At 71.4% G+C, this 23,149-nt stretch carries 20 protein-coding genes and 1 pseudogene; 7 read left to right on the top strand and 14 right to left on the bottom strand.

Annotated features, from left to right (window positions below):
• The 5 genes and pseudogenes from K7G59_RS31235 to tkt all read right to left on the bottom strand — a co-directional run.
• A pseudogene (locus K7G59_RS31235) lies at window positions 1-243 on the bottom strand (glucose-6-phosphate isomerase); the annotation flags it as partial.
• A 1-nt stretch (window position 244) separates the two neighbouring features.
• Window positions 245-1,171, bottom strand: coding sequence for a glucose-6-phosphate dehydrogenase assembly protein OpcA (gene opcA / locus K7G59_RS31230; RefSeq protein ID WP_225840056.1), 927 nt, complete (start codon window positions 1,169-1,171; stop codon window positions 245-247).
• Window positions 1,168-2,760, bottom strand: a complete 1,593-nt coding sequence (gene zwf / locus K7G59_RS31225) for a glucose-6-phosphate dehydrogenase (RefSeq protein ID WP_225840055.1) — start codon at window positions 2,758-2,760, stop codon at window positions 1,168-1,170. Before zwf ends, opcA begins: the two co-directional genes overlap by 4 nt.
• Window positions 2,757-3,926, bottom strand: coding sequence for a transaldolase (gene tal / locus K7G59_RS31220; RefSeq protein WP_225840054.1), 1,170 nt, complete (start codon window positions 3,924-3,926; stop codon window positions 2,757-2,759). The genes zwf and tal overlap by 4 nt, the downstream gene beginning before the upstream one ends.
• Before the next feature lie 19 nt (window positions 3,927-3,945).
• Window positions 3,946-6,021, bottom strand: a complete 2,076-nt coding sequence (gene tkt / locus K7G59_RS31215) for a transketolase (protein ID WP_225840053.1) — start codon at window positions 6,019-6,021, stop codon at window positions 3,946-3,948.
• Between the two features lie 146 nt (window positions 6,022-6,167).
• Here tkt and K7G59_RS31210 point away from each other — a divergent pair, with 146 nt between their 5' ends.
• Window positions 6,168-7,073, top strand: a complete 906-nt coding sequence (locus K7G59_RS31210) for an AraC family transcriptional regulator (protein ID WP_225840052.1) — start codon at window positions 6,168-6,170, stop codon at window positions 7,071-7,073.
• Between the two features lie 75 nt (window positions 7,074-7,148).
• Here K7G59_RS31210 and K7G59_RS31205 read toward each other — a convergent pair whose 3' ends face one another.
• A complete protein-coding gene (locus tag K7G59_RS31205; protein ID WP_225840051.1) occupies window positions 7,149-8,555 on the bottom strand; it encodes a glycoside hydrolase family 16 protein in 1,407 nt (468 codons plus the stop codon).
• A 295-nt stretch (window positions 8,556-8,850) separates the two neighbouring features.
• Here K7G59_RS31205 and K7G59_RS31200 point away from each other — a divergent pair, with 295 nt between their 5' ends.
• Entirely contained in the window at window positions 8,851-10,188 is a 1,338-nt protein-coding gene (locus K7G59_RS31200) for a 6-phospho-beta-glucosidase (RefSeq protein WP_225840050.1), read from the top strand.
• 276 nt (window positions 10,189-10,464) lie between these two features.
• On the opposite strand, the gene K7G59_RS31195 is transcribed toward K7G59_RS31200, so the two are convergent.
• Both K7G59_RS31195 and K7G59_RS31190 read right to left on the bottom strand, forming a co-directional pair.
• Window positions 10,465-12,150: a carbohydrate binding domain-containing protein gene (locus K7G59_RS31195; RefSeq protein ID WP_225840049.1), complete on the bottom strand. Its 1,686-nt coding sequence runs from the start codon at window positions 12,148-12,150 to the stop codon at window positions 10,465-10,467.
• A gap of 195 nt (window positions 12,151-12,345) precedes the next feature.
• Window positions 12,346-13,467 (bottom strand): ATP-grasp domain-containing protein, encoded by a 1,122-nt coding sequence (locus K7G59_RS31190; RefSeq protein WP_225840048.1) that lies wholly within the window; start codon window positions 13,465-13,467, stop codon window positions 12,346-12,348.
• A gap of 319 nt (window positions 13,468-13,786) precedes the next feature.
• Here K7G59_RS31190 and K7G59_RS31185 point away from each other — a divergent pair, with 319 nt between their 5' ends.
• Window positions 13,787-14,692 (top strand): metallophosphoesterase, encoded by a 906-nt coding sequence (locus K7G59_RS31185; protein WP_225840047.1) that lies wholly within the window; start codon window positions 13,787-13,789, stop codon window positions 14,690-14,692.
• A complete protein-coding gene (locus tag K7G59_RS31180) occupies window positions 14,640-15,332 on the top strand; it encodes a 4'-phosphopantetheinyl transferase superfamily protein (protein ID WP_225840046.1) in 693 nt (230 codons plus the stop codon). The genes K7G59_RS31185 and K7G59_RS31180 overlap by 53 nt, the downstream gene beginning before the upstream one ends.
• A 102-nt stretch (window positions 15,333-15,434) precedes the next feature.
• Here K7G59_RS31180 and K7G59_RS31175 read toward each other — a convergent pair whose 3' ends face one another.
• From K7G59_RS31175 to K7G59_RS31165, 3 genes are all read right to left on the bottom strand, one after another.
• Window positions 15,435-15,662 carry a hypothetical protein gene (locus K7G59_RS31175; RefSeq protein ID WP_225840045.1) on the bottom strand — a complete coding sequence of 76 codons (228 nt, stop codon included), beginning with the start codon at window positions 15,660-15,662 and terminating at the stop codon, window positions 15,435-15,437.
• 199 nt (window positions 15,663-15,861) lie between these two features.
• A complete protein-coding gene (locus K7G59_RS31170; RefSeq protein WP_225840044.1) occupies window positions 15,862-16,434 on the bottom strand; it encodes a toxin-antitoxin system, toxin component in 573 nt (190 codons plus the stop codon).
• A 14-nt stretch (window positions 16,435-16,448) separates the two neighbouring features.
• On the bottom strand, window positions 16,449-17,105 hold the full coding sequence (locus K7G59_RS31165) for a helix-turn-helix transcriptional regulator (RefSeq protein ID WP_225840043.1): 657 nt from the start codon (window positions 17,103-17,105) through the stop codon (window positions 16,449-16,451).
• 238 nt (window positions 17,106-17,343) lie between these two features.
• On the opposite strand from K7G59_RS31165, the gene K7G59_RS31160 reads away from it, so the two are divergent.
• Together K7G59_RS31160 and K7G59_RS31155 are read left to right on the top strand one after the other, a co-directional pair.
• On the top strand, window positions 17,344-18,018 hold the full coding sequence (locus K7G59_RS31160; protein WP_225840042.1) for a hypothetical protein: 675 nt from the start codon (window positions 17,344-17,346) through the stop codon (window positions 18,016-18,018).
• A 222-nt stretch (window positions 18,019-18,240) separates the two neighbouring features.
• The gene (locus K7G59_RS31155) at window positions 18,241-19,074 is read left to right on the top strand and encodes a phospholipid scramblase-related protein (RefSeq protein WP_225840041.1); all 834 of its coding nucleotides are present in this window, start codon (window positions 18,241-18,243) and stop codon (window positions 19,072-19,074) included.
• Window positions 19,075-19,185: 111 nt separating this feature from the next.
• Here K7G59_RS31155 and K7G59_RS31150 read toward each other — a convergent pair whose 3' ends face one another.
• Together K7G59_RS31150 and K7G59_RS31145 are read right to left on the bottom strand one after the other, a co-directional pair.
• Entirely contained in the window at window positions 19,186-20,136 is a 951-nt protein-coding gene (locus K7G59_RS31150) for a hypothetical protein (protein WP_225840040.1), read from the bottom strand.
• Complete coding sequence (locus K7G59_RS31145) at window positions 20,133-20,936, bottom strand: phosphatase PAP2 family protein (protein ID WP_225840039.1); 804 nt, start codon at window positions 20,934-20,936, stop codon at window positions 20,133-20,135. Before K7G59_RS31145 ends, K7G59_RS31150 begins: the two co-directional genes overlap by 4 nt.
• 286 nt (window positions 20,937-21,222) lie before the next feature.
• On the opposite strand from K7G59_RS31145, the gene K7G59_RS31140 reads away from it, so the two are divergent.
• The gene (locus K7G59_RS31140) at window positions 21,223-21,837 is read left to right on the top strand and encodes a TetR-like C-terminal domain-containing protein (protein ID WP_225840038.1); all 615 of its coding nucleotides are present in this window, start codon (window positions 21,223-21,225) and stop codon (window positions 21,835-21,837) included.
• 161 nt (window positions 21,838-21,998) lie between these two features.
• On the opposite strand, the gene K7G59_RS31135 is transcribed toward K7G59_RS31140, so the two are convergent.
• A complete protein-coding gene (locus tag K7G59_RS31135; protein ID WP_225840037.1) occupies window positions 21,999-23,057 on the bottom strand; it encodes a DUF2510 domain-containing protein in 1,059 nt (352 codons plus the stop codon).
• Window positions 23,058-23,149 lie beyond the last annotated feature (92 nt).

The raw sequence follows: 23,149 nt of genomic DNA, 5'->3' as shown, positions 1-23,149 counted from the left end.
GAGCGCGAACACGCCGGTCACGTCGGCGAGTTCCTGGAGCAGGGCCAGGGTCTCGTCGGTGACCAGGTGCTTGCTGTAGTCGATGTGCAGGTCACCGACCCGCACGACGTACCGTTCGGCGCGGCCGGGGTCCGCGGCGAACAGGTCGCGCAGGTGCGGGCGGCCCTTGGCACGGTGGTCGGCGAGGGCCGTCCACTCCGGCCGGCGGCCGGGCTCGGGGGTGTCTGACGTGGCGTCGGACATGTCAGGCGTTCTCCTTGGCGGCCTCGCCCCTGAGAGCGATGGCGTACATCTCGTCGGCGTCGAGGCGGCGCAGCTCCTCGGCGATGAGTTCGGAGGTGGGACGGACCTTGAGGGCGAGGGTGCGCGACGGCTGGCCCGGCAGCGACAGGGTGGCGAGGGGGCCCTCGGGGCGTTCGATGGCAACCTCCCCGTTCCCGGTGCCGAGGCGCACGGCCGTGACGAACGGGCCGGGGCTCACCACCCTGTCCACCGGGACGTGCAGGCGGGCCTGGAGCCAGCGCGCGAGCAGCTCGGCGCTGGGGTTGTCCCGCTCGGCCTCCACGGCCGCCGACGTCACCTTCTCCCGGGACTGGTCGAGGGCCGCGGCCAGCATCGACCGCCACAGGGTCAGCCGGGTCCAGGCGAGGTCGGTGTCGCCGGGCGCGTAGTCGCGCACCCGGGACTGCAGGACCTCCAGCGGGCGCTCGACCGCGTACAGGTCGGTGATGCGGCGCTGCGCGAGCGCGCCGAGCGGGTCCTTGGCCGGCGCGTCCGGCGCGTCCACCGGCCACCACACCACGACCGGGGCGTCCGGCAGCAGCAGCGGCAGGACGACCGAGTCGGCGTGGTCGGACACCTCGCCGTACAGCCGGAGCACGATCGTCTCGCCGGTGCCCGCGTCCGCGCCCACCCGCACCTCCGCGTCGAGCCGGGAGGAGGTGCGGTCACGCAGGGTGCGGGCCTGCCGCTTGATGACGACGAGGGTCCGCATGGGGTGCTCGTGGGAGGCCTCCTCGGCCGCCTTGGTCGAGTCGTAGGCGTTCTCCTCGTCCGTGACGATCACCATCGTCAGGACCATGCCGACGGCCGGGGTGCCGATCGCGCGGCGGCCCTGCACCAACGCCTTGTTGATCTTGCTTGCCGTGGTGTCGGTCAGGTCGATCTTCATGGCCTGCGCCAGCTCCGTCCGTCTCGTGCGAGCATCTCGTCCGCTTCACTCGGCCCCCAGCTGCCCGACGCGTACTGCGCCGGCCTGCCGTGCGTCGCCCAGTACTCCTCGATCGGGTCGAGGATCTTCCAGGACTCTTCCACTTCCTGGTGACGGGGGAACAGGTTGGCGTCGCCGAGCAGCACGTCCAGGATGAGCCGCTCGTACGCCTCCGGGCTCGACTCGGTGAACGACTCGCCGTAGGCGAAGTCCATCGACACGTCCCGGATCTCCATCGAGGTGCCCGGCACCTTCGACCCGAACCGCACGGTCATGCCCTCGTCGGGCTGCACGCGGATGACGATCGCGTTCTGGCCCAGCTCCTCCGTCGCCGTGGAGTCGAACGGGGAGTGCGGGGCCCGCTTGAAGACCACCGCGATCTCGGTGACCCGGCGGCCGAGCCGCTTGCCGGCGCGCAGATAGAACGGGACGCCCGCCCAGCGGCGGTTGTCGATGCCCAGCTTGATCGCGGCGAAGGTGTCGGTCTTCGACTTCGGGTCGATGCCCTCCTCATGGAGGTAACCGACGACCTTCTCGCCGCCCTGCCAGCCGGCCGCGTACTGGCCGCGCGCGGTGTGACTGCCGAGGTCGTCCGGCAGCCGCACCGACTTCAGCACCTTCAGCTTCTCGGTGAGCAGCGCCTCCGCGTCGAACGCGATCGGCTCCTCCATCGCGGTGAGCGCCAGCAGCTGCAGCAGGTGGTTCTGGATGACGTCACGGGCGGCGCCGATGCCGTCGTAGTAGCCCGCCCGGCCGCCGATGCCGATGTCCTCGGCCATGGTGATCTGCACGTGGTCGACGTAGGACCGGTTCCAGACCGGCTCGTACATCTGGTTGGCGAAGCGCAGCGCCAGGATGTTCTGGACCGTCTCCTTGCCGAGGTAGTGGTCGATGCGGAACACCTGGTCCGGCTCGAACACGTCGTGCACGATCGCGTTCAGCTCGCGTGCGCTGGCCAGGTCGTGGCCGAACGGCTTCTCGATGACCGCGCGCCGCCAGGAGCCCTCGGGCGGACTGGCCAGGCCGTGCTTCTTCAGCTGCTGCACGACCCTCGGGAAGAACCTCGGCGGCACGGAGAGGTAGAACGCGAAGTTGCCGCCGGTGCCGCGGGAGGCGTCCAGTTCGTCGACGGCCTCCTTCAGCTGCTTGAAGGCGGTGTCGTCGTCGAAGTCGCCGGGGATGAACCGCATGCCCTCGGTGAGCTGCTGCCACACCTCCTCCCGGAACGGGGTGCGCGAGTGCTCGCGCACCGCGTCGTGGACGACCTGCGCGAAGTCCTGGTCCTCCCACTCCCGGCGGGCGAAGCCGACGAGGGAGAAGCCCGGCGGCAGCAGGCCTCGGTTGGCCAGGTCGTAGACGGCCGGCATCAGCTTCTTGCGGGAGAGATCACCGGTCACCCCGAAGATGACCAGGCCGGAGGGGCCCGCGATACGCGGCAGCCGGCGGTCGCGTTCGTCCCGCAGCGGGTTCGCCCAGTCGGCGCCGGGGGCGGTCGGTACGGGCGCCTGCGCGGTGGGGGATGTCTGTGGCCCAGTGGCCTTTGTCGTCATCGCGCCTCAACTCCCTTGCTGCTCAGGGACTCGGTGACGGCGTCCAGCAGCTGCTGCCAGGCCGCCTCGAACTTGGCGACGCCCTCGTCCTCCAGCTGCTGGACGACCTTGTCGTAGGAGATGCCGAGCCGCTCGATCGCGGCCAGGTCGGCGCGGGCCCGGGCGTAGCCGCCGGTCACCGTGTCGCCGGTGATCTCGCCGTGGTCGGCGGTGGCGTCCAGCGTGGCCTGCGGCATGGTGTTGACGGTGCCGGGCGCAACCAGCTCGTCCACGTACAGAGTGTCCTTGTACGCGGGATCCTTCACACCGGTGGACGCCCACAGCGGACGCTGCTTGTTCGCCCCGTCACCGGCCAGCGCCAGCCAGCGGTCGGACGCCTGAGTGGAATCGCCGGCAGAACCGAACACCTCCTCGTACGCCGCGTAGGCGAGCCGCGCGTTGGCGAGCGCCGCCCGGCCCTTGAGCGCGAGGGCCTCCTGGGTGCCGAGGACGGTCAGCCGCTTGTCGATCTCGGCGTCCACGCGGGAGACGAAGAAGGAGGCGACCGAGTGGATCTCCGACAGGTCGAGGCCGCGCTCACGGGCCTTCTCCAGGCCGGCCAGATAGGCGGCCATCACCTCCCGGTAACGCTCCAGGGAGAAGATCAGGGTCACGTTGACGCTGATGCCCAGGCCGATGACCTCGGTGATCGCCGGGAGACCGGCCTTCGTCGCCGGGATCTTGACCATCACGCCGGGCCGGTCGACCAGCCAGGCCAGCTGCTTGGCCTCGGCGACCGTGGCCGCGGTGTCGTGTGCCAGGCGGGGGTCGACCTCGATGGAGACCCGGCCGTCGCTGCCGCCCGAGGCGCTGTACACGGACTCCAGAATATCGGCGGCTGCCCGCACATCGGCGGTCGTCATCATCCGCACCGCCTCGTCCACCGTCACCCCCCGCACGGCCAGGTCGGTGAGCTGCTCCTCGTAGCCTTCGCCCGAGCCGATGGCCGCCTGGAAGATCGACGGGTTCGTGGTGACGCCGACGACGTTGCGGCTCTCGACGAGCCGGGCCAGGTTCCCCGAGGTGATCCGCGTGCGCGACAGGTCGTCCAGCCAGATCGAGACCCCCTCGTCGGCGAGGCGCTTGAGGGCTCCGGCGGTCGGGATTGCTTCGGTCACTGTGATCATCTTTCTTGTCGCGTAGGGATCAGGCGCGCGCGGCGGCCAGCGACTCGCGGGCAGCGGCGGCGACGTTCTCAGGGGTGAAGCCGAACTCGGCGAACAGGGTGTTTGCGTCGGCGGAGGCACCGAAGTGCTCCAGGGACACGATCCGTCCCGCGTCGCCCACGTACCGGTACCAGGTCAGACCGATGCCGGCCTCGACCGCGACCCGGGCCTTCACCGACGGCGGCAGCACCGCGTCCCGGTACGCCCGGTCCTGCTCCTCGAACCACTCCACGGACGGCATCGACACCACGCGTGTGCCGATCCCCTCGGCCTCCAGCAGTTCCCGCGCGGCCACCGCGAGCTGCACCTCGGAGCCGGTCGCGATGATGATCACCTCCGGGGCCTGGGTCGAGGACTCGCGCAGTACGTAGCCGCCCTTGGCCGTGCCGGCGTCGGGCGCGTACACCGGCACACCCTGGCGGGTGAGCGCGAGCCCGTGCGGGGCGGGGTTGGTGGCGTGCCTCTTCAGGATCTCGGCCCAGGCGATGGCGGTCTCGTTGGCGTCGGCCGGGCGGACGATGTTCAGGCCCGGGATCGCGCGCAGCGAGGCCAGGTGCTCCACCGGCTGGTGGGTGGGGCCGTCCTCACCGAGGCCGATGGAGTCGTGCGTCCACACGTACGTCACCGGCAGCTGCATCAGCGCCGACATCCGCACCGCGTTGCGCATGTAGTCGGAGAAGACGAGGAAGGTGCCGCCGTAGACGCGGGTGTTGCCGTGCAGGGCGATGCCGTTCATCTCCGCGGCCATCGAGAACTCACGGATGCCGAAGTGGATGGTGCGGCCGTACGGGTTCGCCTCGGGCAGCGGATTGTCCGCCGGCAGGAAGGAGCTGTCCTTGTCGATGGTGGTGTTGTTCGACCCGGCGAGGTCGGCCGAGCCGCCCCACAGCTCCGGGATCACCGCGCCGAGCGCCTGCAGCACCTTGCCGGAGGCGGCACGCGTCGCCACGGACTTGCCCTCCTCGAACACCGGCAGGGCGTCCTGCCAGCCCTCGGGCAGTTCGCCCTTGCCGATCCGGTCGAAGAGGGCGGCCCGCTCGGGGGTGGCGGTGCGCCACTCGGCGATCCGCTTGTCCCAGGCCGCGTGCGCCTCGGCGCCCCGGTCCAGGGCCCGCCGGGTGTGGGCGAGGACCTCGTCCGTGACCTCGAAGGTCTGCTCGGGGTCGAACCCGAGGAGGCGCTTGGTGGCGGCGATCTCCGCCTCGCCGAGCGCCGAGCCGTGGGAGGCCTCGGTGTTCCGCGCGTTCGGTGCGGGCCAGGCGATGATCGTGCGCATGGCGATGATCGAGGGCCGCCGGGTCTCGTCCCGCGCGGCCTTCAGCGCCGCGTACAGGGCGGGTACGTCGATGTCGCCGTCGGTGGCGGGCTCGACGCGCTGGGTGTGCCAGCCGTAGCCCTCGTACCGCTTCAGCACGTCCTCGGAGAACGCGGTCGCGGTGTCGCCCTCGATGGAGATGTGGTTGTCGTCGTAGAGGAAGACGAGGTTGCCGAGCTTCTGGTGGCCGGCCAGCGAGGACGCCTCGGCCGAGACGCCCTCCTCCAGGTCGCCGTCGGAGACGATCGCCCAGACGGTGTGGTCGAAGGGGGAGGTGCCCTCGGGGGCGTCCGGGTCGAACAGGCCACGCTCGTAGCGGGCGGCCATCGCCATGCCCACCGCGTTGGCGGCGCCCTGGCCCAGCGGTCCGGTGGTCGTCTCGACCCCCGCCGTGTGCCCGTACTCGGGATGGCCCGGCGTCTTCGAGCCGTGCGTGCGGAAAGCCTTGAGGTCGTCCAGCTCCAGCTCGTAGCCGGCGAGGAACAGCTGGGTGTAGAGGGTCAGCGAGGTGTGACCGGGGGACAGCACGAAGCGGTCGCGGCCGGCCCATTCGGGGTCCGCCGGGTCGTGCCGCATCAGCTTCTGAAAGATCGTGTACGCGGCAGGAGCCAGGCTCATCGCGGTGCCCGGGTGCCCGTTTCCGACCTTCTGTACCGCATCCGCTGCGAGCAGGCGGGCGGTGTCCACGGCGCGCCGGTCGAGATCGGTCCACTCGAAGTCGTCGGAAGTCTGCGTGCTCATCTTCAAGAAGTCCTCGTTCAATGCGAAGCCGCTGGCTGGACGCGTTCAAAAGTAAAAGTCTGACTTATTTGAAGAAAGGGCCTGGTGTGTCAGCCTGTGGTGAATCTGGGACACCGAGGGCGCTACAGGAACGGCACGAACCAAACATGGCTGACAGAACACCCCAAGCCGGCGACGGCGGCACGGACGGCGACGGGATCAGGACCTTCCCCTTCCCTGTCGAGCTGAGCGTCGGCGGCGTCGGCATGCAGATCGGTTCCCTCGAGGCCGGCCGTCCCTGGCACGCCGACGCACCCCTGGAACGCGTCCACCGCATCGACTTCCACGTCGTCATGCTCTTCACCGCGGGCCCCGTCCGGCACATGATCGACTTCGCCGAGTACGAGGCCGCCGCCGGTGACCTGCTGTGGATCCGCCCCGGTCAGGTGCACCGGTTCTCACGCGAGTGCGGGTACCGCGGCACCGTCCTGACCATGCAGCCCGGTTTCCTGCCCCGCGCCACCGTCGAGGCCACCGGCCTCTACCGCTACGACCAGCCGCCCCTGCTGCACCCCGACGCCGCCCAGCTCACCGCGCTGCGCGCGTCGCTGGAACACCTGCGCCGCGAGTACGAGGACACCGCGACGCTCCCGCCGAACCTGCACGCGGCGGTCCTGCGGCACAGCCTGACCGCGTTCCTGCTGCGCCTCGCCCATCTCGCGGCCCGCTCCGCCGAAGCCTCCTCGCAGCAGACCGACACCACCTTCACTCTCTTCAGGGACGCCGTCGAGCAGGGCTTCGCCACCAATCACAGCGTCAGCGCCTACGCCGAAGCGCTCGGCTACTCCCGCCGCACCCTCGTCCGCGCGGTCCGCGCGGCCACCGGCGAGACCCCCAAGGGCTTCATCGACAAGCGTGTGGTCCTGGAGGCCAAACGCCTCCTCGCCCACACCGACCTGCCGATCGGCCGCGTCGGAGCGGCGGTGGGCTTCCCCGACGCGGCGAACTTCTCCAAGTTCTTCCACCTGCACACCGGGCGGACGCCGGCGGCTTTCCGGGCGGAGCTGAGCTGAAGCCGCGCGCCGCTCCCTTCACGCCGACGGGGCCGCACGGGCGCGTGCGGCCCCCTTGGTGATCCGGAAGACGGATCAGTGGCCGAAGTCGAACCAGTTCACGTTCACGAAGTCGGCCGGCTGGCCGCTGGTGAAGGTCAGATAGACGTCGTGCGTGCCGGTCACCGAGGCGATGTTGGCCGGGACCGTCCGCCAGCTCTGCCAGCCGCCGGTGTTGCCCACCGCGAAGCTGCCGACGGGCGTGTTGCCGCGGCTGTCCAGGCGCACCTCGACCAGGCCGCTCACCCCGGACGCGGCCCCGCTCGCCACGCGCGCGAAGAACTGTGTGGCCGGCGTCGAACCGAACTGGACCCCCTTGTACAGCGCCCAGTCGCCGCCCGCGATGTACCCGACGTCCAGTCCGCCGCCGGCGTCCGTGGTCGACTCGGTGCTGACACCGGACTGGCTGTCGTAGGACTCGGCCTGGATCGGGCTGTAGGCGTCCCGGCCGCCGGACGGCGGGGGAGTGGTGCCGCCGCCCGAGGACTGCAGCACCTGTACGTAGTCGACGGCCATCGGATGGCCCGGCTCGGTCCCGCCGTCCGGGCCACCACCGAACGCGCCCGGGAAGCCGCCGCCCATCGCCACGTTCAGGATGAGGAAGTAGCCGTGGCCGGTGGCGTTCGCCCACGTCGTCGCGTCGACCTGCGTCGCCTTCACGGTGTGGAAGTTGACGCCGTCGAGGTAGAAGCGGATCTCCTCCGGGCTGGTCGAGCGGTCCCACTCCATCGCGTAGGTGTGGAAGCCCGCCTGACAGGTCGTCCCGGCACACGAGGTGGAACCGCCGATGCCGGACGTCTCGTTGCAGGGGCCGCCCGGGTCGGTGCCGCAGTGCATGGTCGCCCAGTCGGTGTTCAGGCCCTGGACGTTCTCCATGATGTCCAGTTCGCCGATGCTCGGCCAGTTCCAGTAGTTGCCGCGGAACGGCGCGCCCAGCATCCAGAACGCGGGCCAGTAGCCCTTGGCCGCGGCGCCCGTGACATCGGGCATCCGAATGCGGGCCTGCACGCGCAGCTTGCCGCCGGCCGGGGGCTGGAAGTCCGTGCGGGTGGTCTCGATCCGGCCGGAGGTCCAGTTGCCGGAGGCGTCGCGGCGTGGGGTGATGAGCAGGTCCCCGTTGCCGTCCAGTGCCACGTTGCCGGTGCTGGACGTCATCGACTCGACCTCGCCGGTGCCCCAGTTCGCGGCCCCGCCGGGATACGAAGTCCCGGTGTCGTACTGCCAGTCGGTCGTGTCGACGGGGGAGCCGGCCGGACCGTCGAAGTCGTCCGCGAAGACCTGGGTCCAGCCGGTGGGGGGTGTGGGCGCAAAGGCGTGCGCGGGCGCGGTGACGGCGCCGGCGACGGCCGTGGCCAGGCCGATCGAGGCGACGACGGCGACGAGTGCGCGCCGCAGGGGACGGGAACGGGATCCGGGTCTTGAGCTGCCGGAGGAATCACGCATGGGGGGAGGCCTCTCGGGTGCGGAGTGAGGTGCGGGAGTCCTGGGAGAGTTCCCTCAGCTGTTCTGAGAGCGCTCTCAGTCTGCCGCCAATGTGCTACCCGCCCCGGCGGCCGTCAAGGCTTGAAGCAAGGAAAGTCCCCTTCCTGGCACGGGAGTTCACCGGGTGAAGCCGCCCGTGTCCGCCCGTACCCCCTGCCAGGAACGCCTCGCGTCGGTCACCGCAGTCGTGCGCCGCTCCACGGACGGGGCTTCGTTGAGCAGAATCGAGCCATCAAGGTGATCGAAAGGTGCAGGCGTGAGACTGACGATTCTGGGCGGCGGCGGATTCCGGGTGCCGCTCGTGTACGGTGCACTGCTGACCGACCGCGGCGAAGGGCGGGTGACGGACGTCGTCCTGCACGACACGGACGACAGCCGACTGCATGCGGTCCGCCGGGTACTGGACGAGCAGGCGTCGACCGTGTCCGACGCCCCCCGGGTGACCGCCACCACCGATCTCGACGAGGCCCTGCGCGGCGCCGACTTCGTCTTCTCCGCCATCCGCGTCGGCGGCCTCCAGGGCCGGGCGGACGACGAGCGCATCGCCCTGGCGCAGGGCGTCCTCGGGCAGGAGACGGTCGGCGCCGGAGGGATCGCGTACGGTCTGCGGACGGTTCCCGTCGCCGTCGACATCGCCCGGCGTGTCGCCCGCCTCGCCCCCGATGCCTGGGTCATCAACTTCACGAACCCCGCAGGCCTGGTCACCGAGGCGATGTCCCGCCACCTCGGCGACCGTGTCATCGGCATCTGCGACTCGCCGGTCGGGCTCGGCCGACGTATCGCCCGGGTGCTCGGCGCCGACCCGCACGAGGCGTGGATCGACTACGTCGGCCTCAACCATCTCGGCTGGGTGCGCGGGTTGCGCGTCGCCGGCCGGGACGAACTGCCGCGCCTGCTGGCCGACCCCCACCTGCTCGGCTCCTTCGAGGAGGGCAGGCTCTTCGGCGCCGACTGGCTGCAGTCGCTCGGCGCGATCCCCAACGAGTACCTGCACTACTACTACTTCAACCGGGAGACCGTCCGCGCCTACCAGGAGGCCGGGCGGACCCGCGGCGCCTTCCTGCGCGACCAGCAGGCGGACTTCTACGCGCGGGCCCGGCGCGCTGACGTCTCGGCCCTCGACGCGTGGGACCGCACCCGTGCCGAGCGGGAGGCGACGTACATGGCCGAGAACCGGGAGACGGCGGGCGCCGGCGAACGCGCGGCGGACGACCTGTCCGGCGGCTACGAGAAGGTGGCGCTCGCGCTGATGCGGGGCATCGCGCGCGACGAGCGGACGACCCTGATCCTCAACGTCCGCAACCGCAGCACGCTCTGTGCCCTGGACGCCGAGGCGGTCATCGAGGTGCCCTGCCTGGTCGACGCCAACGGCGCCCACCCGGTCGCGGTCGACCCGCTGCCCGGTCACGCCACCGGCCTGGTCTGCGCGGTCAAGGCGGTCGAGCGGGAGATCCTCGCCGCCGCCGCGTCCGGCTCCCGCGCGAGCGCCGTGAAGGCCTTCGCGCTGCATCCGCTCGTCGACTCCGTGAACGTGGCCCGGCGCCTCGTCGAGGACTACACCGCCGTCCACCCCGGCCTGGCCTACCTCACGTAGCCTCCGGCCGGCAGCGCAGACGTCTCGGGCCGGCCGGCCGCTCCCCGTGACAGCGGCCGGCCGGCCCGTTCCCCCGTAGGGCCCCCGTTCCCCCGTAGGGCCCCCGTTCCCCCGTAGGGCCCGTTCCCCCGTGGCTCCCCCGTTGTGCCTCACCATGTAGAGCACGCGGGACGGCACCTGATACACCCCCGGGGGGAAAGGAACGAAAAGACGTCCCCCCGGCCCGGGAGCCGGAGGGACGTCGGTGGGGGGTCGGGGTGGTGCGGTGGTGTGCGCTCAGCCGGTGAACCCGGCCGTGATGGACGTGAACTGCCAGTTGTCCTGGCTGATTCCGGAGCAGTTGGAGGTGACCCCGCCGCCGGGGCAGGGACGGTCACGGTTGACGGCCCAGAAGGCGAGCCGGGCGATGTGGTGGGTGTTGGCCCAGTCGCGGATCTGGGTCCAGACGGCAGGGGTGGTGTTCTCCTGCTGGTCGGACAGCCCGTTCATGCCGGAGATGCCGATGTGGGAGTAGGCGGTGGCGTCGTTCCAGCCGAAGGTCGACTTGAGCTTGGCCTTCAGACCCTCGGCCGCGTTCACGGTGGTGCCGTACATGTCCGAGCCGCCGCCGAAGTCGAACGGCATGATGGTGAAGACGTCGATGTTCGCGCCGAGCGACTGCGCCTGCTCGATCAGCCGGTTGCCGTAGTAGGTCGGGCCGGTGGTCGAGGTGCCGAAGGTGACGATCGTCTTCAGGCCGGGGTTGTTCGCCTTGACGGTCTTCAGCGCGGTGAGGATCTTGGCCTGTACGGCCTCGTTCTCGAACTCGTCGGTGTTCTCGATGTCCATGTCGACGGCCTTGAGGCCGTAGGCGTCGACGACCTTCTGGATCGCCCCGGCCAGCGCGCTCGCGGAGGAGCAGTTGGCGCCGAGCTTGCTGCCCTGCCAGCCGCCGAAGGAGGGGACGATGTCACCGCCTGCGGAGCGGATGGTGTTGATGGCGCTCTGGTCGGCACCGCCGGTCAGTGGCCGGCTGCCGTCCCAGGCGGGGGTGCAGCCACCGGAGTCCAGCACGAACGCCATCGTGAACCACTTGATGCCGGTCGCGTTCATCACCGTCGTCGGACTCGGTGGATCGCCCCAGCCCTCGTACAGGTACGGGGCCGCCTGTGTGAACCCGGTGCCGCCGCCGCTGCCCGCGTCCGTGGTGACCGTCACGGCGTTGGAGGCGGCCGAGACGTTCCCGGCCGCGTCCCGGGCCTTGACGGTGAAGGTGTACGACGTGCTCGGCGACAGCCCGCTGACCGTCGCGGAGGTGCCGGAGACGCTCAGGACCTGACTGGAGCCGCTGTAGATGTCGTACGCCGTCACGCCCGTGTCGTCCGTGGACGCGTTCCACCGGAGCGAGACGCTCGACGAGGTCTTGCCGGTCGAGGTGAGCCCGCCGGGCGCGGTCGGCGCCTGGGTGTCACCGCCGCCTCCGCCGCCGGGGCCGTCCAGGCTGATGTCGTCCGCGTAGTAGGTGCCCTGCGCGTACCAGCCGTGGACGTAGATCGTGGCGCTGGTCTGCGAGGCGCCGGTGGTGAAGGACACGGTCAGCTGGCTGTACGCCGAGGGGGAGGTGGTCCAGGTGGAGGGGCCGCCGTCCACGCCGAGGTAGACGTACGAGCCGCGGACCCAACCGGTGAGCGAGTAGGTGGTGTTGGGCTGGACGGCGACGGTCTGGCTGCACTGGGCGTCGTCGCTGTTCGTCACTGCGCCCTGGAGCGCCCTGGTGCCGCTGTGGACGGGGGAGGAGACGACAGAACCGAGGTTGCCGGTGCAGGTCCAGGGGGAGAGGCCGCCCGACTCGAAGCCGGGGTTGGCGAGGACGTTGGCCGCCTCGGCCGTGCCGGGAAGGGCGATGGCCCCGCCGAGCGCGAGGGCGGCCGAGCCGAGGAGGGCGAGGAGCCGGCGTCTGGGACGCCCGGATGTGTGGCGCACGCGATCTCCCTGTGGGGATGGGGGTGTGGGGAGTGCACGGGGTGCGTGGGGGTACACGAGGGTAGGGGAACGGCGGAGTTGGAGGGGTGCGGAGAAGTACCGAGTGGTGCGCCAACCAAGTTGGTATGGACCAATCCGGCTGTCAAGGAGAACAGCGGAATTGGTCCACACCGATGAGCGAACTTCTGTCCAGGTCTACAGGGGCAGCGCCTGTGCCGCCCCGGCCGTCTGGACGGGCGACGGCACCGCCGGCAGCACGACCTCCGCCTCCGTGGTCCGCTGCCGCGGTATCGCCGTGGGCAGCAGCGGGCGCGTACCGGACACCACCGTGTAGTCCTGGCCCAGGAACGGCGGTTCGATCACCCCTGGGTCCTCGCCCAGCGCCAACTGCACTGCCGCCCACGGCGCGTTGATCCCGCACTGCGACAGCTGGTGGAGGCCCCCGGCAGGCCGGGTGTTGACGTCGAGCAGCACCGGACGGTCGCCGAACATGCGGAACTGGATGTTGGACAGGTGGTGCAGCCCGAAGCCCTCCGCGATCAGCCGGGCCGGCTCCAGCCACTGTTCGTGCAGCGTGAAGCCCCGGCGGCGGCCGTTCTTGGTCCGGCCCACCGCGAGCCGGACCCGGTTGTCCCGGCCGGTCAGGCAGTCGACGGACACCTCGGGCTGCTCCAGGCGCGGCATCACCAGCCAGTCCACGGGCTCCTCGGCCCGCCTGAGCGCCTCCACGACCAGGTCCAGCTGCACGCACGGCCCCGGGAATCCGTCCAGATGCGTCAGCGACAACGGGGCGCGAGTGATCACCCGGAAGCCGGTCCCGCCCGCGCCGGCGGCCGGTTTGAAGCAGGCCCGGTGCCCGCCCGCCTCCAACGCCTCGACGGCGGCCACGAGTTCGTCTGCCGTGCGCACCCGCCACCAGGGGGGCACGGGCACACCGATCGAGCGGACCGCCTCGTACGCGGTGGCCTTGTCCTCGAACACGGCCACCGCCTGCGGGGTCGGCGCCAGCAGAGCCGTGCCGGCCGCCTCGAACTCGGCGCGGTGCGCGACGATCGCCGCCTGGTGCAGCCGCGGCACGAACACGTCGATGCCGCGCCGGACGCACTGGTCGAGGGCGTACTCCACGTACCCGGCAGGGGACAGGCCCTCCGGCTCCAGGTCGGCGGTGTCGGCGGCGGCCAGCACCGGGGAGTCGGTGTCGCCGTGCGTCGCATGGATCTCCACCGCGCGATCGCTGGGATTCTTCCGCAGCTGATCGATGAAGAACACGTTCTCCGCGTACGTGCGGTTGAGCCAGACGCGTACGCGAGAGAGCATGCAGGCCGCCTTTCGGGGGTTTCCGGGCAGGGCGCAGCGGCCCGTGCCCGGGCAGAAGGAAGGGAGGGTCACCAAACGGCCCTGTGTGAAGGGAAGTCGGGGCGCTGGTGTCGGGGCGATCATACGGCTTTCAAGAGCCCGCGCGTGCAACGCGCGTGTTACGGAAATCCCGGCCCGATGTCCACACGGCGCGCCGCAGAGGCCGCAAGGGACGCGACCACGTTTCCGGGCGCGGCGACACGGCCGCGAAATCCCCTTGCCCTGCTGGGGAACGTGTGTTCTCGTGGTGCGGACGACGTGATCGGAAGGAGCGTGCGGGGTGGAGCCTGCGGGCGGGGCCGGACAGCTGTTGGCCATCAGTGACCTGCACATCACCTATCCGGAGAACCGCGCCCTCGTCGAGGAGCTGCGCCCCGGCACGGACGAGGACTGGCTGATCGTCGCGGGTGACGTCGCGGACACCGTCGCCGACATCCGCTGGGCCCTCGCCACCCTCGCCGGCCGCTTCCGCAAGGTGCTGTGGGCGCCCGGCAACCACGACCTGTGGACCCACCCGAGGGACCCGGTCACCCTGCGCGGCGTCGCCCGCTACGAACACCTGGTCGCCATGTGCCGGGACTTGGGCGTGGTCACGCCCGAGGACCCTTACCCGGTGTGGCGGGGAGCGGGCGGCCCGGTCGTCGTCGCCCCGCTGTTCCTCGGGTACGACTACACCTTCCTGCCGGCCGGCTGCGCCACCAAGGCGGAGGGCCTGGCCTACGCGGAGAGCACCGGGGTCGTCTGCAACGACGAGTACCTGCTGCACCCCGACCCCTACCCGAGCCGCGAGGACTGGTGCCGGGCCCGGGTCGCCGAGACGGAGCGCAGGCTCGCCGAGCTGCCCGAGGACCTGCCGACGGTGCTGGCCGGCCACTACCCGCTGGACCGGCACCCGATGGAGGTGCTGTGGTACCCGGAGTTCGCCATGTGGTGCGGCACCGAGCTGACCGCGGACTGGCACCGCCGTTTCCGCGTCGCCACCATGGTCTACGGCCACCTGCACATCCCCCGCACCACCTGGCTCGACGGAGTCCGCTTCGAAGAGGTTTCCCTGGGATACCCCCGCGAGTGGCGAAAGCGCCCCGGGCCCCCGGGACGGCCGCGCCGCATCCTGCCGACGGAGGACGAGACAGGTGATCGAGGAACTGCTGCCCGCATCGGTCGTGGCCGTGGCGGCACACCGTGACGACCCGCTGTGGGACGACGCCCCCCTCTATCCGGAGGAGGAGGCCCTCGTCGCACGGGCGGTGCCCAAGCGCCGCCGCGAGTTCGCCGCCGTACGCGGCTGTGCCCGGCGCGCCATGGAGAAGCTCGGCGTGCCCCCGCAGCCCGTCGTCAGCGGTGTGCGGGGCGCGCCGCGCTGGCCCGCCGGGCTCGTCGGCAGCATGACCCACTGCGACGGCTACTGCGCCGCCGCCCTGGTCCGCGCCTCGGACCTGGCCTCTCTCGGTATCGACGCCGAACCGCACGGGCCACTCCCGGAGGGCGTCGGCCCCTCCGTCTTCCTGCCCGCCGAGACCGAGCGGCTCACCCGGCTCGCCGGGCAGTGGCCCACCGTGCACTGGGACCGGATCCTGTTCAGTGCCAAGGAGTCCGTCTACAAGGCGTGGTTCCCGCTCACCGGCCGCTGGCTGGACTTCGCCGAGGCCGACATCACCCTGCACGCCGGACACCTCGCTGCCGGCGGCGCGCCGCGCGGCACCCTGCGCGCCGAACTCCTCGTGCCCGGCCCCGAGGTCGGTGGGCGCCGGCTCCAGGCCTTCGACGGCCGGTGGGGCGTGCGCGACGGCGTGGTGACCACCGCGGTAGTCGTCCCGTACCTCTGAGGTCGGCGGTACGGTCCCCTGCCTCTGAGGTCGGCGTGACCGGCCCTGCCTCTGGGGGCGGTGGGACCCGGTCGCGCCGCCCCCGCGCCGTCGCCCCCCGGCTCAGGCGGGCGGGCACCACTCGCGCAGCAGCCGGAAGAACTCCGCCTCGTTGCCCGCCAGTCCGGCCCCCACCAGGGCCGCCTCCGCCTCGGCGAGTACGCCGGGTGGCACGATGACCGGCCCGCCGCCGCCCGGCGGCCCGTCGAAGGCCGCGCGCACGGTGTGCAGCAGCCGCAGATAGGCCTGTACGGCGGTACGCTCACGGTCGGTCAGTACGGCGGTGCGCATCGGTCGGCTCTCCCCGGATCGGCGTCACGGTCACGCGCCCTGCGGCGCCGCGCGCCGCAGTCGTACGACGCACACCTTCAGCTTGCCGCCCACCACTGACAACGCCGTCGCGCACAGCCCCGGTTCCCTCGCTCAGCGCAGGCAGAAACCTCTCTGCGGTCCCTTGCCGGCGATTCCGAAGGCCGGCGCGACCGGGCCGTCAGCCCTGTGGCCCGGGATACCCCAGCGACGCCCCGATGCGTCCGGCCACGTCGTCCCGCTGCACCCGTCCGCGCAAGGCAGAACCGGCCAGCCAGGTACGGCACTTGCTGGCGAGCAGCAGTCCGAAGGTCTCGGCCTGCCGCTCCTCGGTCGCGTCGGGACCAGGACGGCTGCGCGCGGCGACCCGCCGCACCGTGGCCTGAAGCGCCGCCGGGTCGGTGTCGTCGCCCAGCAGCCGTGTGGCCACGCAGACGTCGTCGGTGTCGCCCACATGGTGGCCGTGGTGGCCGGCGTGCAGGTGCCACAGCTCGTGGCCCAGGATCACCAACTGGTGCTCGGGAGCGGTGCGTTCCTCCACCACGACCAGATCGCGGTCGGCCATGTCCAGCCACAGCCCGCTGGCCGTGTCGGGCGGGAAGACAGCCGTACGGAAGAGGACCGGGCGGCCGCGGCGGTGGCTCATCGCCTCGCACAGTGCCCGGTACAGCTCCTGCGGCGGCCCCGGCGCGGGCAGATCCAGCCCGCCCACCAGCTCGGCGCACAGCCGGCGCATGTCCCTGCCGATGCCCACAGCTCTCCCCCGGATCACGACTCGGGCCGCTTGACGCTCTCCAGGAGCATGTCGAGCCACTCGGCGACCTTGTCCCGGTGTTGGTCGGTGGGGAGTTGAGCGGCCCGCCAGGCGATCCCGCGCACCCCGTGGTCCTGCAGCAGCCGTTCCAGCGGGTCCTCGGCCGCCTCGGCCGCGGCCCGCTCGCGGTCGGCGAGCCTCTGCAGCAGCTCCTGCTCGGTGCGCTGCAGCGCACCCGCGACCGCCTCGGCGTCCTCCGCCGTGAGGAATCCGGCGTGCACACGGAAGAACCGCTGCAGCGCGTCGCAGTGCTCCATGGTGGGCCGCCGGTCGCCGTTGATGAGAGCACCGGCCTGCTGCCGGGACATGCCGGCCCCGTCGGCGATCTCCTGCTGGGTGTACCTGCGGCCGTTCGGTTTCAGCCGGGTGCGGCGCAGCAGGTCCAGCCGTTGCAGGAAGCGGGCCTGGACGTCCGGCTCACCTGCGGGGCTGCCGCTGAGCAGGGCGTTGACCACCGCCTCCGGGACTCCGCAGGCAACGGAGAGCCGGCCGACGGCGAAGACCTCGGTATGCGGCACACCGAGCCGGTCGGCGAGCGCGGTGACGCGGGTGACGACGGCCGTAAGCTCAGCGGTCCCCGTGGCGCCCGGATCCTCAAAGCCATCCGTCACCGACAGAACTCCTGTGTCTCTCAAAGGCTTCGGGTGCGTCCTTGGTTCTCACATGCGGTTGTATGAACTACCCGGACAGTAGCGGGTGCCTCGAACTGACATCCAGGTGTCGCCACAACTGTGGCGAGTTCCAGCCGTCAACCATCACGAAATGCCACGATAGTTGACACGGCTCTTGCCGGGCAGCAGGATCGCATCGCCGCGTGAAGGCCGCAGAGGCAAGAGGGGTGACCTCCCGATGGCACATCAGGCAGGAGGGAAGCGGCCGGCGCCGCGGCCCGTCCCCGACGCCCGCGAGACCCAGACCTATCTCCAGGACTACACCGTGCTGCTGGAGGCCGTTCCCTTTCCGTCACTGATCGTCGACCACCGCTGGGGCGTGGTCTCGGCCAACCGCGCTTTCGAGACGCTCTTCCGCGGAACGCGCCCGCACCCGAGCGCCATGCCGACGGACAACTTCCTGCGGTTCGTGCTGTTCCATCCGGACGCGGGAGACGTCCTCGGTGAGCACGAGCAGGGCTGGTGCCTGCCGATGCTGGCCCATCTCAGGGCCGCTCTGGAGTGCTACGGCCACGATCACGAACTCCAGGCGATCAGGCGGGACGTCGCCCAGGACCCGATCATGGAGGCCGCCTACCGGCACGGTCTGCCGCACTGGATCCGCGCGGTCGGCGAAGATGCCGCAGGCCTCGATGGAGCCGTCCGGCTGCTGTTGCATCCGGATCCGTCCCGGGGGCCCACCGAGTGCCGCATCGTGGACGAGACCACCAGGACCCTGCGGGAGACCGGTCATCGGCGTCTGACGATGATCACGCGCGATCCCCGCCGTCCTGCCGCGCCCGCCGCCCGCCGTGTGCGCCGGCCGCGCGGCGCGGGCGCCCATCTGACGGTCGTCCCGGCACCCGAGGACTGAACCGGCCCGCCCGGCGCCGGCCCGGGTTCCGGTCAGGGTCGGTGAGTGCCCGGTGCCGGACAGGTGTCGGACGCCGACCCCGCCTGTGTGCGCGGCTTCGCAGGTCATGTGCACCACGGCCGTCCCGGCGCGGCGACCCGGCGATCGTCACGCGGTGAGCGGGCGGTGGACACGCTCCTGTGAACTGGTCAGGTACGGGTCACATCAGGGTAGTGTGCCCCGGTGACCACGCAATCGAACACCCCTGCAGGCTGGTACCCCGATCCGAACGGGGCGGCCCAGACGCTCCGGTACTGGGACGGCATGCAGTGGACCGAGCACACGAACCCGGCGCAGCAGGCCGCCGGGCAGGTTCCGCAGCCGCAGCACGTCGTTCCCCCGCAGCAGGGCGCCGACCCGAAGGTGCAGCGCCAGGTGCAGCAGCAGGCCGGTGTCGCGGCCGGCGGACCCGGCGGCGGCACCCTCTTCACCGAGCCCGTCCTGGTGGTGAACCAGAAGGCCAAGCTGATCGAACTGACCAATGAATACAAGGTCATGGATCAGAACGGCCGGGAGATCGGCTCGGTCGGCGAGGTCGGTCAAGGCATCCTGAAGAAGATCTTCCGCTTCATCTCCAGCTGGGACCAGTTCCTGACCCACAAGCTGGAGATCCGCGACGCCTACGGCCAGCCGCAGCTGCTGCTGACCCGGCCCGCGAAGATCTTCAAGTCCCGGGTGATCGTGACCCGGCCGGACGGCTCCGCGGTCGGCGAGATCGTCCAGAAGAACATGATCGGAAAGATCAACTTCGCCATGATCGCCAACGGCCAGCAGGTCGGCGCGATCAAGGCGGAGAACTGGCGTGCGTGGAACTTCGCCATCGTCGACCACGCCGACAACGAGGTCGCCCGGATCACCAAGACCTGGGAGGGCCTCGCCAAGACGCTGTTCACGACGGCGGACAACTACGTCCTGCAGATCCACTACCAGCTCCCCGAGCCGCTGCTGAGCCTCGTGGTGGCGACGGCGCTGACGGTCGACACCGCGCTGAAGCAGGACGCGCGCGGCCTGGGCTGAGCCGGGGCAGCGCACACCGCGGACGCCATACGTCGAACGGCGGCCGACGCGTCCGAGGGGACGGGGTCGGCCGCCGCTTCGGCGTAGGGCCTTCATCTTGCGCTCGCCCGGCTACAGCGGACTGAGATGCCCCGGCTCCGATCGCCGTTGCACCAGCGCCGGTTCGGTGGCCGCGGGTTTCGTCTCCAGTGCGAGGACCGCGGCGACCGGGTGCTCGTCGTGTGCGACGCCGTGGTCGGGTTCCGGAGCGGACCGGGTGAGCAGGATCACGCCCCAGGCGGCGAGGCCGGCCCCGGCCAGTGCCAGCAGCACCCCGGCGGCGCCGGCCTTCAGGCCCTGGCCGAGCAGGGTCAGTCCGATGACCGCCGCGGCCACCGGGTTGGCCAGGGTGACCACGGCCAGCGGGGCGCCCAGGCCGCCGCGGTAGGCGGTCTGGGACAGCAGCAGTCCACCGGCGGCGAACGCGGCGACGAGGACGGCGATCACGATCACCTTCGCGCTCAGCACGGGGCCGGAGCGGTCCGTGGCCGCCACGGTGACCGTCTGGGTGAGCGCGGAGGCGACGCCCGAGGCGATTCCCGAGCCGGTCGCGTGCCTGAGCCCCGGCCGGGCGCCGGGCCAGGAGAGCAGACCGACCAGCGCGGCGGTCGTACCGGCGACGGCCAGTGCCTGGGCAAGGGTGAGCACACGCGCGGGCGCCGGGCCCGACGCGGCGACCAGCAGTGCGGCGAGGCCGAGCAGCGTGAACGCCGTACCGCGCCACTCCGGGGCGCTGACCCGGCGGCCGGCCGCCCGCGCCCCCAGTGGTACGGCCGCGACCAGGGTGAGCGCACCCAGCGGCTGAACCACGGTCAGCGGGCCGTACTTCAGAGCGACGACGTGCAGCAGTGCGGCGGCGGCGTTCAGGCCGACCGCCGACCACCAGGCGCCGGTGGACAGCAGTCGTACCAGCCCGGCGTCGGCGTTGCGGGAGGCGAGGCGTTCCTGGGCGACCGCGGCGAGGGCGTAGGCGACGGCGGAGACCAGCGACAGGGCCACGGCGGCCAGGGCGGCGGCGGTCATCGGCCCGCTCCCGCCAGAGCGGTCTTGCGTGGGGCGACCCGGTCGGGGCCGCCCTTGTCGGTGGTGTCCGCTGTCCGGCCCGGTCGGCGGACGACCGCGAGAGCCACGCCGAGCATGGCCGTGGCGGCGACGGCGTCGAGCCAGTAGTGGTTGGCCGTGCCCACGATCACCAGCAGGGTGATCAGCGGGTGCAGCAGCCACAGCCGGCGCCATCGCGACCGGGTCGCCGCGATCAGGCCGATCGCCACCATCAGGGCCCAGCCGAAGTGCAGTGACGGCATCGCCGCGAACTGGTTGGAGAGGTGGTCGCTGGACGGCGGGCCGTACACGGACGGGCCGTAGACCCGGGCGGTGTCCACGAGCCCGGTCCCGGTCAGCATCCGTGGCGGGGCCAGCGGAAACGTGAACGGCAGCACCAGGGCGGCGGTGGTGAGCACGGCGAGGACCCGGCGGGCCCACAGGTAGTGCGCGGGCCGCCGTACGTACAGCCAGACCAGGAAGGCCAGGGTGGCCGGGAAGTGGACGGTCGCGTAGTAGGTGTTGGCCAGGTGGACGAGGGTGTCGCCGTGCAGCAGCGCGGACTGCACGGAGGTCTCGCGGGGAAGGTGCAGGGTCCGCTCCAGGTCCCACACGCGGTGGGCGTTGCGGAAGGCGCCCGCGGTCTGGCCGGTGGCCAGCTGCCGGCCGAGCTTGTAGACGAGGAAGAGTCCGGCGACGAGCAGGAGCTCGCGCAGCAGCGGCGGACGGGCTATCGCGTCCGGTTCCGCTTCTGCCTCTGCAGGCTCGGTTCGGGCAGTCATCCCCCGGCCCCTTCGCTGACGGTCGTACGTGTGTTGGTGCGAACGAGAGTCACTGGGCTGTGCCCGGAGAACTCATCGATACGTTTCCGTACCGATACGCCAGTGTACCGATACGCGCCAGTACCGGTACACTGGCGTATCGATTGATGTGCGACACACTGGAGTCGGGCTCGGTGCCCGTCCTCGCCGGATTGCGGGAACGGGCCGTACACGAGTAGTGACAGATGCCGGCAGCGAGTTGTGACACACACGAGTCAGGTACACGAGCAGCGAGGAGAAGCAGCGCATGACGTCGCAGGCCGCGGACGCACCGGAGCCGGTCGCCGCCTCGCGCCGCTCCAAGATCACGCCCGAGCGTGAGCGGGAGTTCTTCGACGCCGTGCTGGACCAGATCCGTGAGTGCGGATACGAGTCCGTCACCATGGAGGGCGTCGCCACGACCACCCGGTGCAGCAAGTCCACGCTCTACCGGCAGTGGAAGACCAAGCCCCAGTTCGTCGCCGCCGCACTGCGGGCCAACCGCCGGGTGCGCTTCGCCGGCATCGACACCGGCTCGCTCGCCGAGGACCTGCGCCGGGCCGCACGGGCGGCGGGCGACTGGTCCGGCAAGGACACCAAGCTGCTCCAGGCGCTCTCGCACGCGATGACGGTGGACCAGGAGCTGGCCCAGGCGCTGCGTGAGGCGCTCGTCGACCCCGAGATCGCGGCGCTGCAGGAGATGCTGAGGCGGGGTGTGGAACGCGGGGAGGTCCCGGCCGGTCATCCCGCGCTGGAGTACATCCCCGCCATGATGTTCGGGGTGCTGCGCGTCCGGCCCGTGCTGAGCGGCCATTACGCCGACTCCGACTACCTCGTCCGGTTCGTCGAGGCGGCCGTGCTGCCCGCCCTCGGACTGACCTGAGACTCAGGCCGCCGTTCACGGGATGACTGAACGGCGGCCTGCCTGCGCCGCACCGTGGGGACGGGGGCGGCGCACACCACGGCCCGGTGGGGTGCCTCTTGAGCGGAGAGGCGCCCCACCCGGCCCTTTTCCGTCAGGGGTTCACGCGTGTCCGGCGTCCGTCACACGTTCTGGCCGCTGCCCCCGCCGGACGACACCTTGATGCCCTGGGTGATCTCGTCGATGACGGACACGTCCTGCCCGACGTCCACACCGAAGCGGACGACGACGATCTGCTTGGCGTCGTTGGGCGAGGGGAAGGCCAGCGACTCCACATAGCCGTCGGCGCCCTTGCTGGTCACCGCCTTCCAGCGCACCAGGTACCCCTTCTGCCCGGCCACCGTCACCGCCCTGGAGGCCAGCACCTGGTGCGAGGTGATGCCACCGTAGGTGCTGCCGCCGTAGGACTGTCTGGCATTGGCCGCGATGTCCTTCTTGGCGACCTCCTCCGGGGTGTCGCCGGTGAGCTTCAGCGCCTGGGCGGGCGCCGAGTACGCGCCGCCCGGCGTGCACTTCTGGCTGGTGTTGCCGGGGCACTTGTAGTAGCTGTCGGAGGTCACCGCCGCGCCGATGCTGATCACCCGACCGGTCCAGCCCTGCGGCACGGGCAGGCTGATCCCGTCGAGCGGGTCCGCGACCGCGCCGCCGCCCTTGACCTCGGGTGACCCGGGCCCGCCCGGCGAGGGTGAGGCGCTCCCCGAGCCGCCGGACCCGTCCGACCCGCCGGAACCATCGGAACCGCCGGAATCGCCCGAGCCGCCGCCGGACCCGCCGAACGGTTTGTCCCGGCCGCCGTCCTGGCCCTGATGCGACCCGGCACGGTCTCCGCTGCCGCCGTCGTCCTTGGTCAGGGCGTACACCCCCACACCGATGCTCCCCAGCACGGCTGCCGCGGCGGCCACGGCTATGCCCGTGCGCAGCCCGCGCCGGGGCCCGGCCGGCGGCGGCGCGGGATACGGCGCGTAGCCCGGGTAGGCCCCGTACGCCGGGGCAGCCGGCTGTGCCGCTGGAACGGGCTGTGCCGGGTGGGCCGGCTGCGGCGGGGGACCCCACGTGGCGGCAGCCCCGGCGGGGCGGGTCTGGTCCGTCCAGGCCTTGCCGTCCCACCAGCGCTCGGTGGGCGGAGCGTTGTTCGTCTGCCCGGGATCGGGGTACCACCCGGGAGGAGTCACCTGCGTCATGCCACCACCGTATGAGGCATCGGTGAAAGCGGGATGAGAAGATCCGCCGCCAATCCGCCGGAACCGAACATACCGACCCAGGATTTTCCGTC

This window comes from Streptomyces sp. NK08204 (assembly GCF_020400585.1).
Lineage (GTDB): Bacteria > Actinomycetota > Actinomycetes > Streptomycetales > Streptomycetaceae > Streptomyces.
Note: the sequence above shows the minus strand (reverse complement) of the source record. Positions and strands in the feature narration are given on the sequence as shown.

What these genes read in the sequence shown, in the direction of transcription:
- opcA (WP_225840056.1), bottom strand. Translation starts at nt 1,171, where the DNA reads ATGAAGATCGACCTGACCGACACCACGGCAAGCAAGATCAACAAGGCG.
- zwf (WP_225840055.1), bottom strand. Translation starts at nt 2,760, where the DNA reads ATGACGACAAAGGCCACTGGGCCACAGACATCCCCCACCGCGCAGGCG.
- tal (WP_225840054.1), bottom strand. Translation starts at nt 3,926, where the DNA reads ATGATCACAGTGACCGAAGCAATCCCGACCGCCGGAGCCCTCAAGCGC.
- tkt (WP_225840053.1), bottom strand. Translation starts at nt 6,021, where the DNA reads ATGAGCACGCAGACTTCCGACGACTTCGAGTGGACCGATCTCGACCGG.
- K7G59_RS31210 (WP_225840052.1), top strand. Translation starts at nt 6,168, where the DNA reads ATGGCTGACAGAACACCCCAAGCCGGCGACGGCGGCACGGACGGCGAC.
- K7G59_RS31205 (WP_225840051.1), bottom strand. Translation starts at nt 8,555, where the DNA reads ATGCGTGATTCCTCCGGCAGCTCAAGACCCGGATCCCGTTCCCGTCCC.
- K7G59_RS31190 (WP_225840048.1), bottom strand. Translation starts at nt 13,467, where the DNA reads ATGCTCTCTCGCGTACGCGTCTGGCTCAACCGCACGTACGCGGAGAAC.
- K7G59_RS31175 (WP_225840045.1), bottom strand. Translation starts at nt 15,662, where the DNA reads ATGCGCACCGCCGTACTGACCGACCGTGAGCGTACCGCCGTACAGGCC.
- K7G59_RS31160 (WP_225840042.1), top strand. Translation starts at nt 17,344, where the DNA reads ATGGCACATCAGGCAGGAGGGAAGCGGCCGGCGCCGCGGCCCGTCCCC.
- K7G59_RS31150 (WP_225840040.1), bottom strand. Translation starts at nt 20,136, where the DNA reads ATGACCGCCGCCGCCCTGGCCGCCGTGGCCCTGTCGCTGGTCTCCGCC.
- K7G59_RS31145 (WP_225840039.1), bottom strand. Translation starts at nt 20,936, where the DNA reads ATGACTGCCCGAACCGAGCCTGCAGAGGCAGAAGCGGAACCGGACGCG.
- K7G59_RS31140 (WP_225840038.1), top strand. Translation starts at nt 21,223, where the DNA reads ATGACGTCGCAGGCCGCGGACGCACCGGAGCCGGTCGCCGCCTCGCGC.
- K7G59_RS31135 (WP_225840037.1), bottom strand. Translation starts at nt 23,057, where the DNA reads ATGACGCAGGTGACTCCTCCCGGGTGGTACCCCGATCCCGGGCAGACG.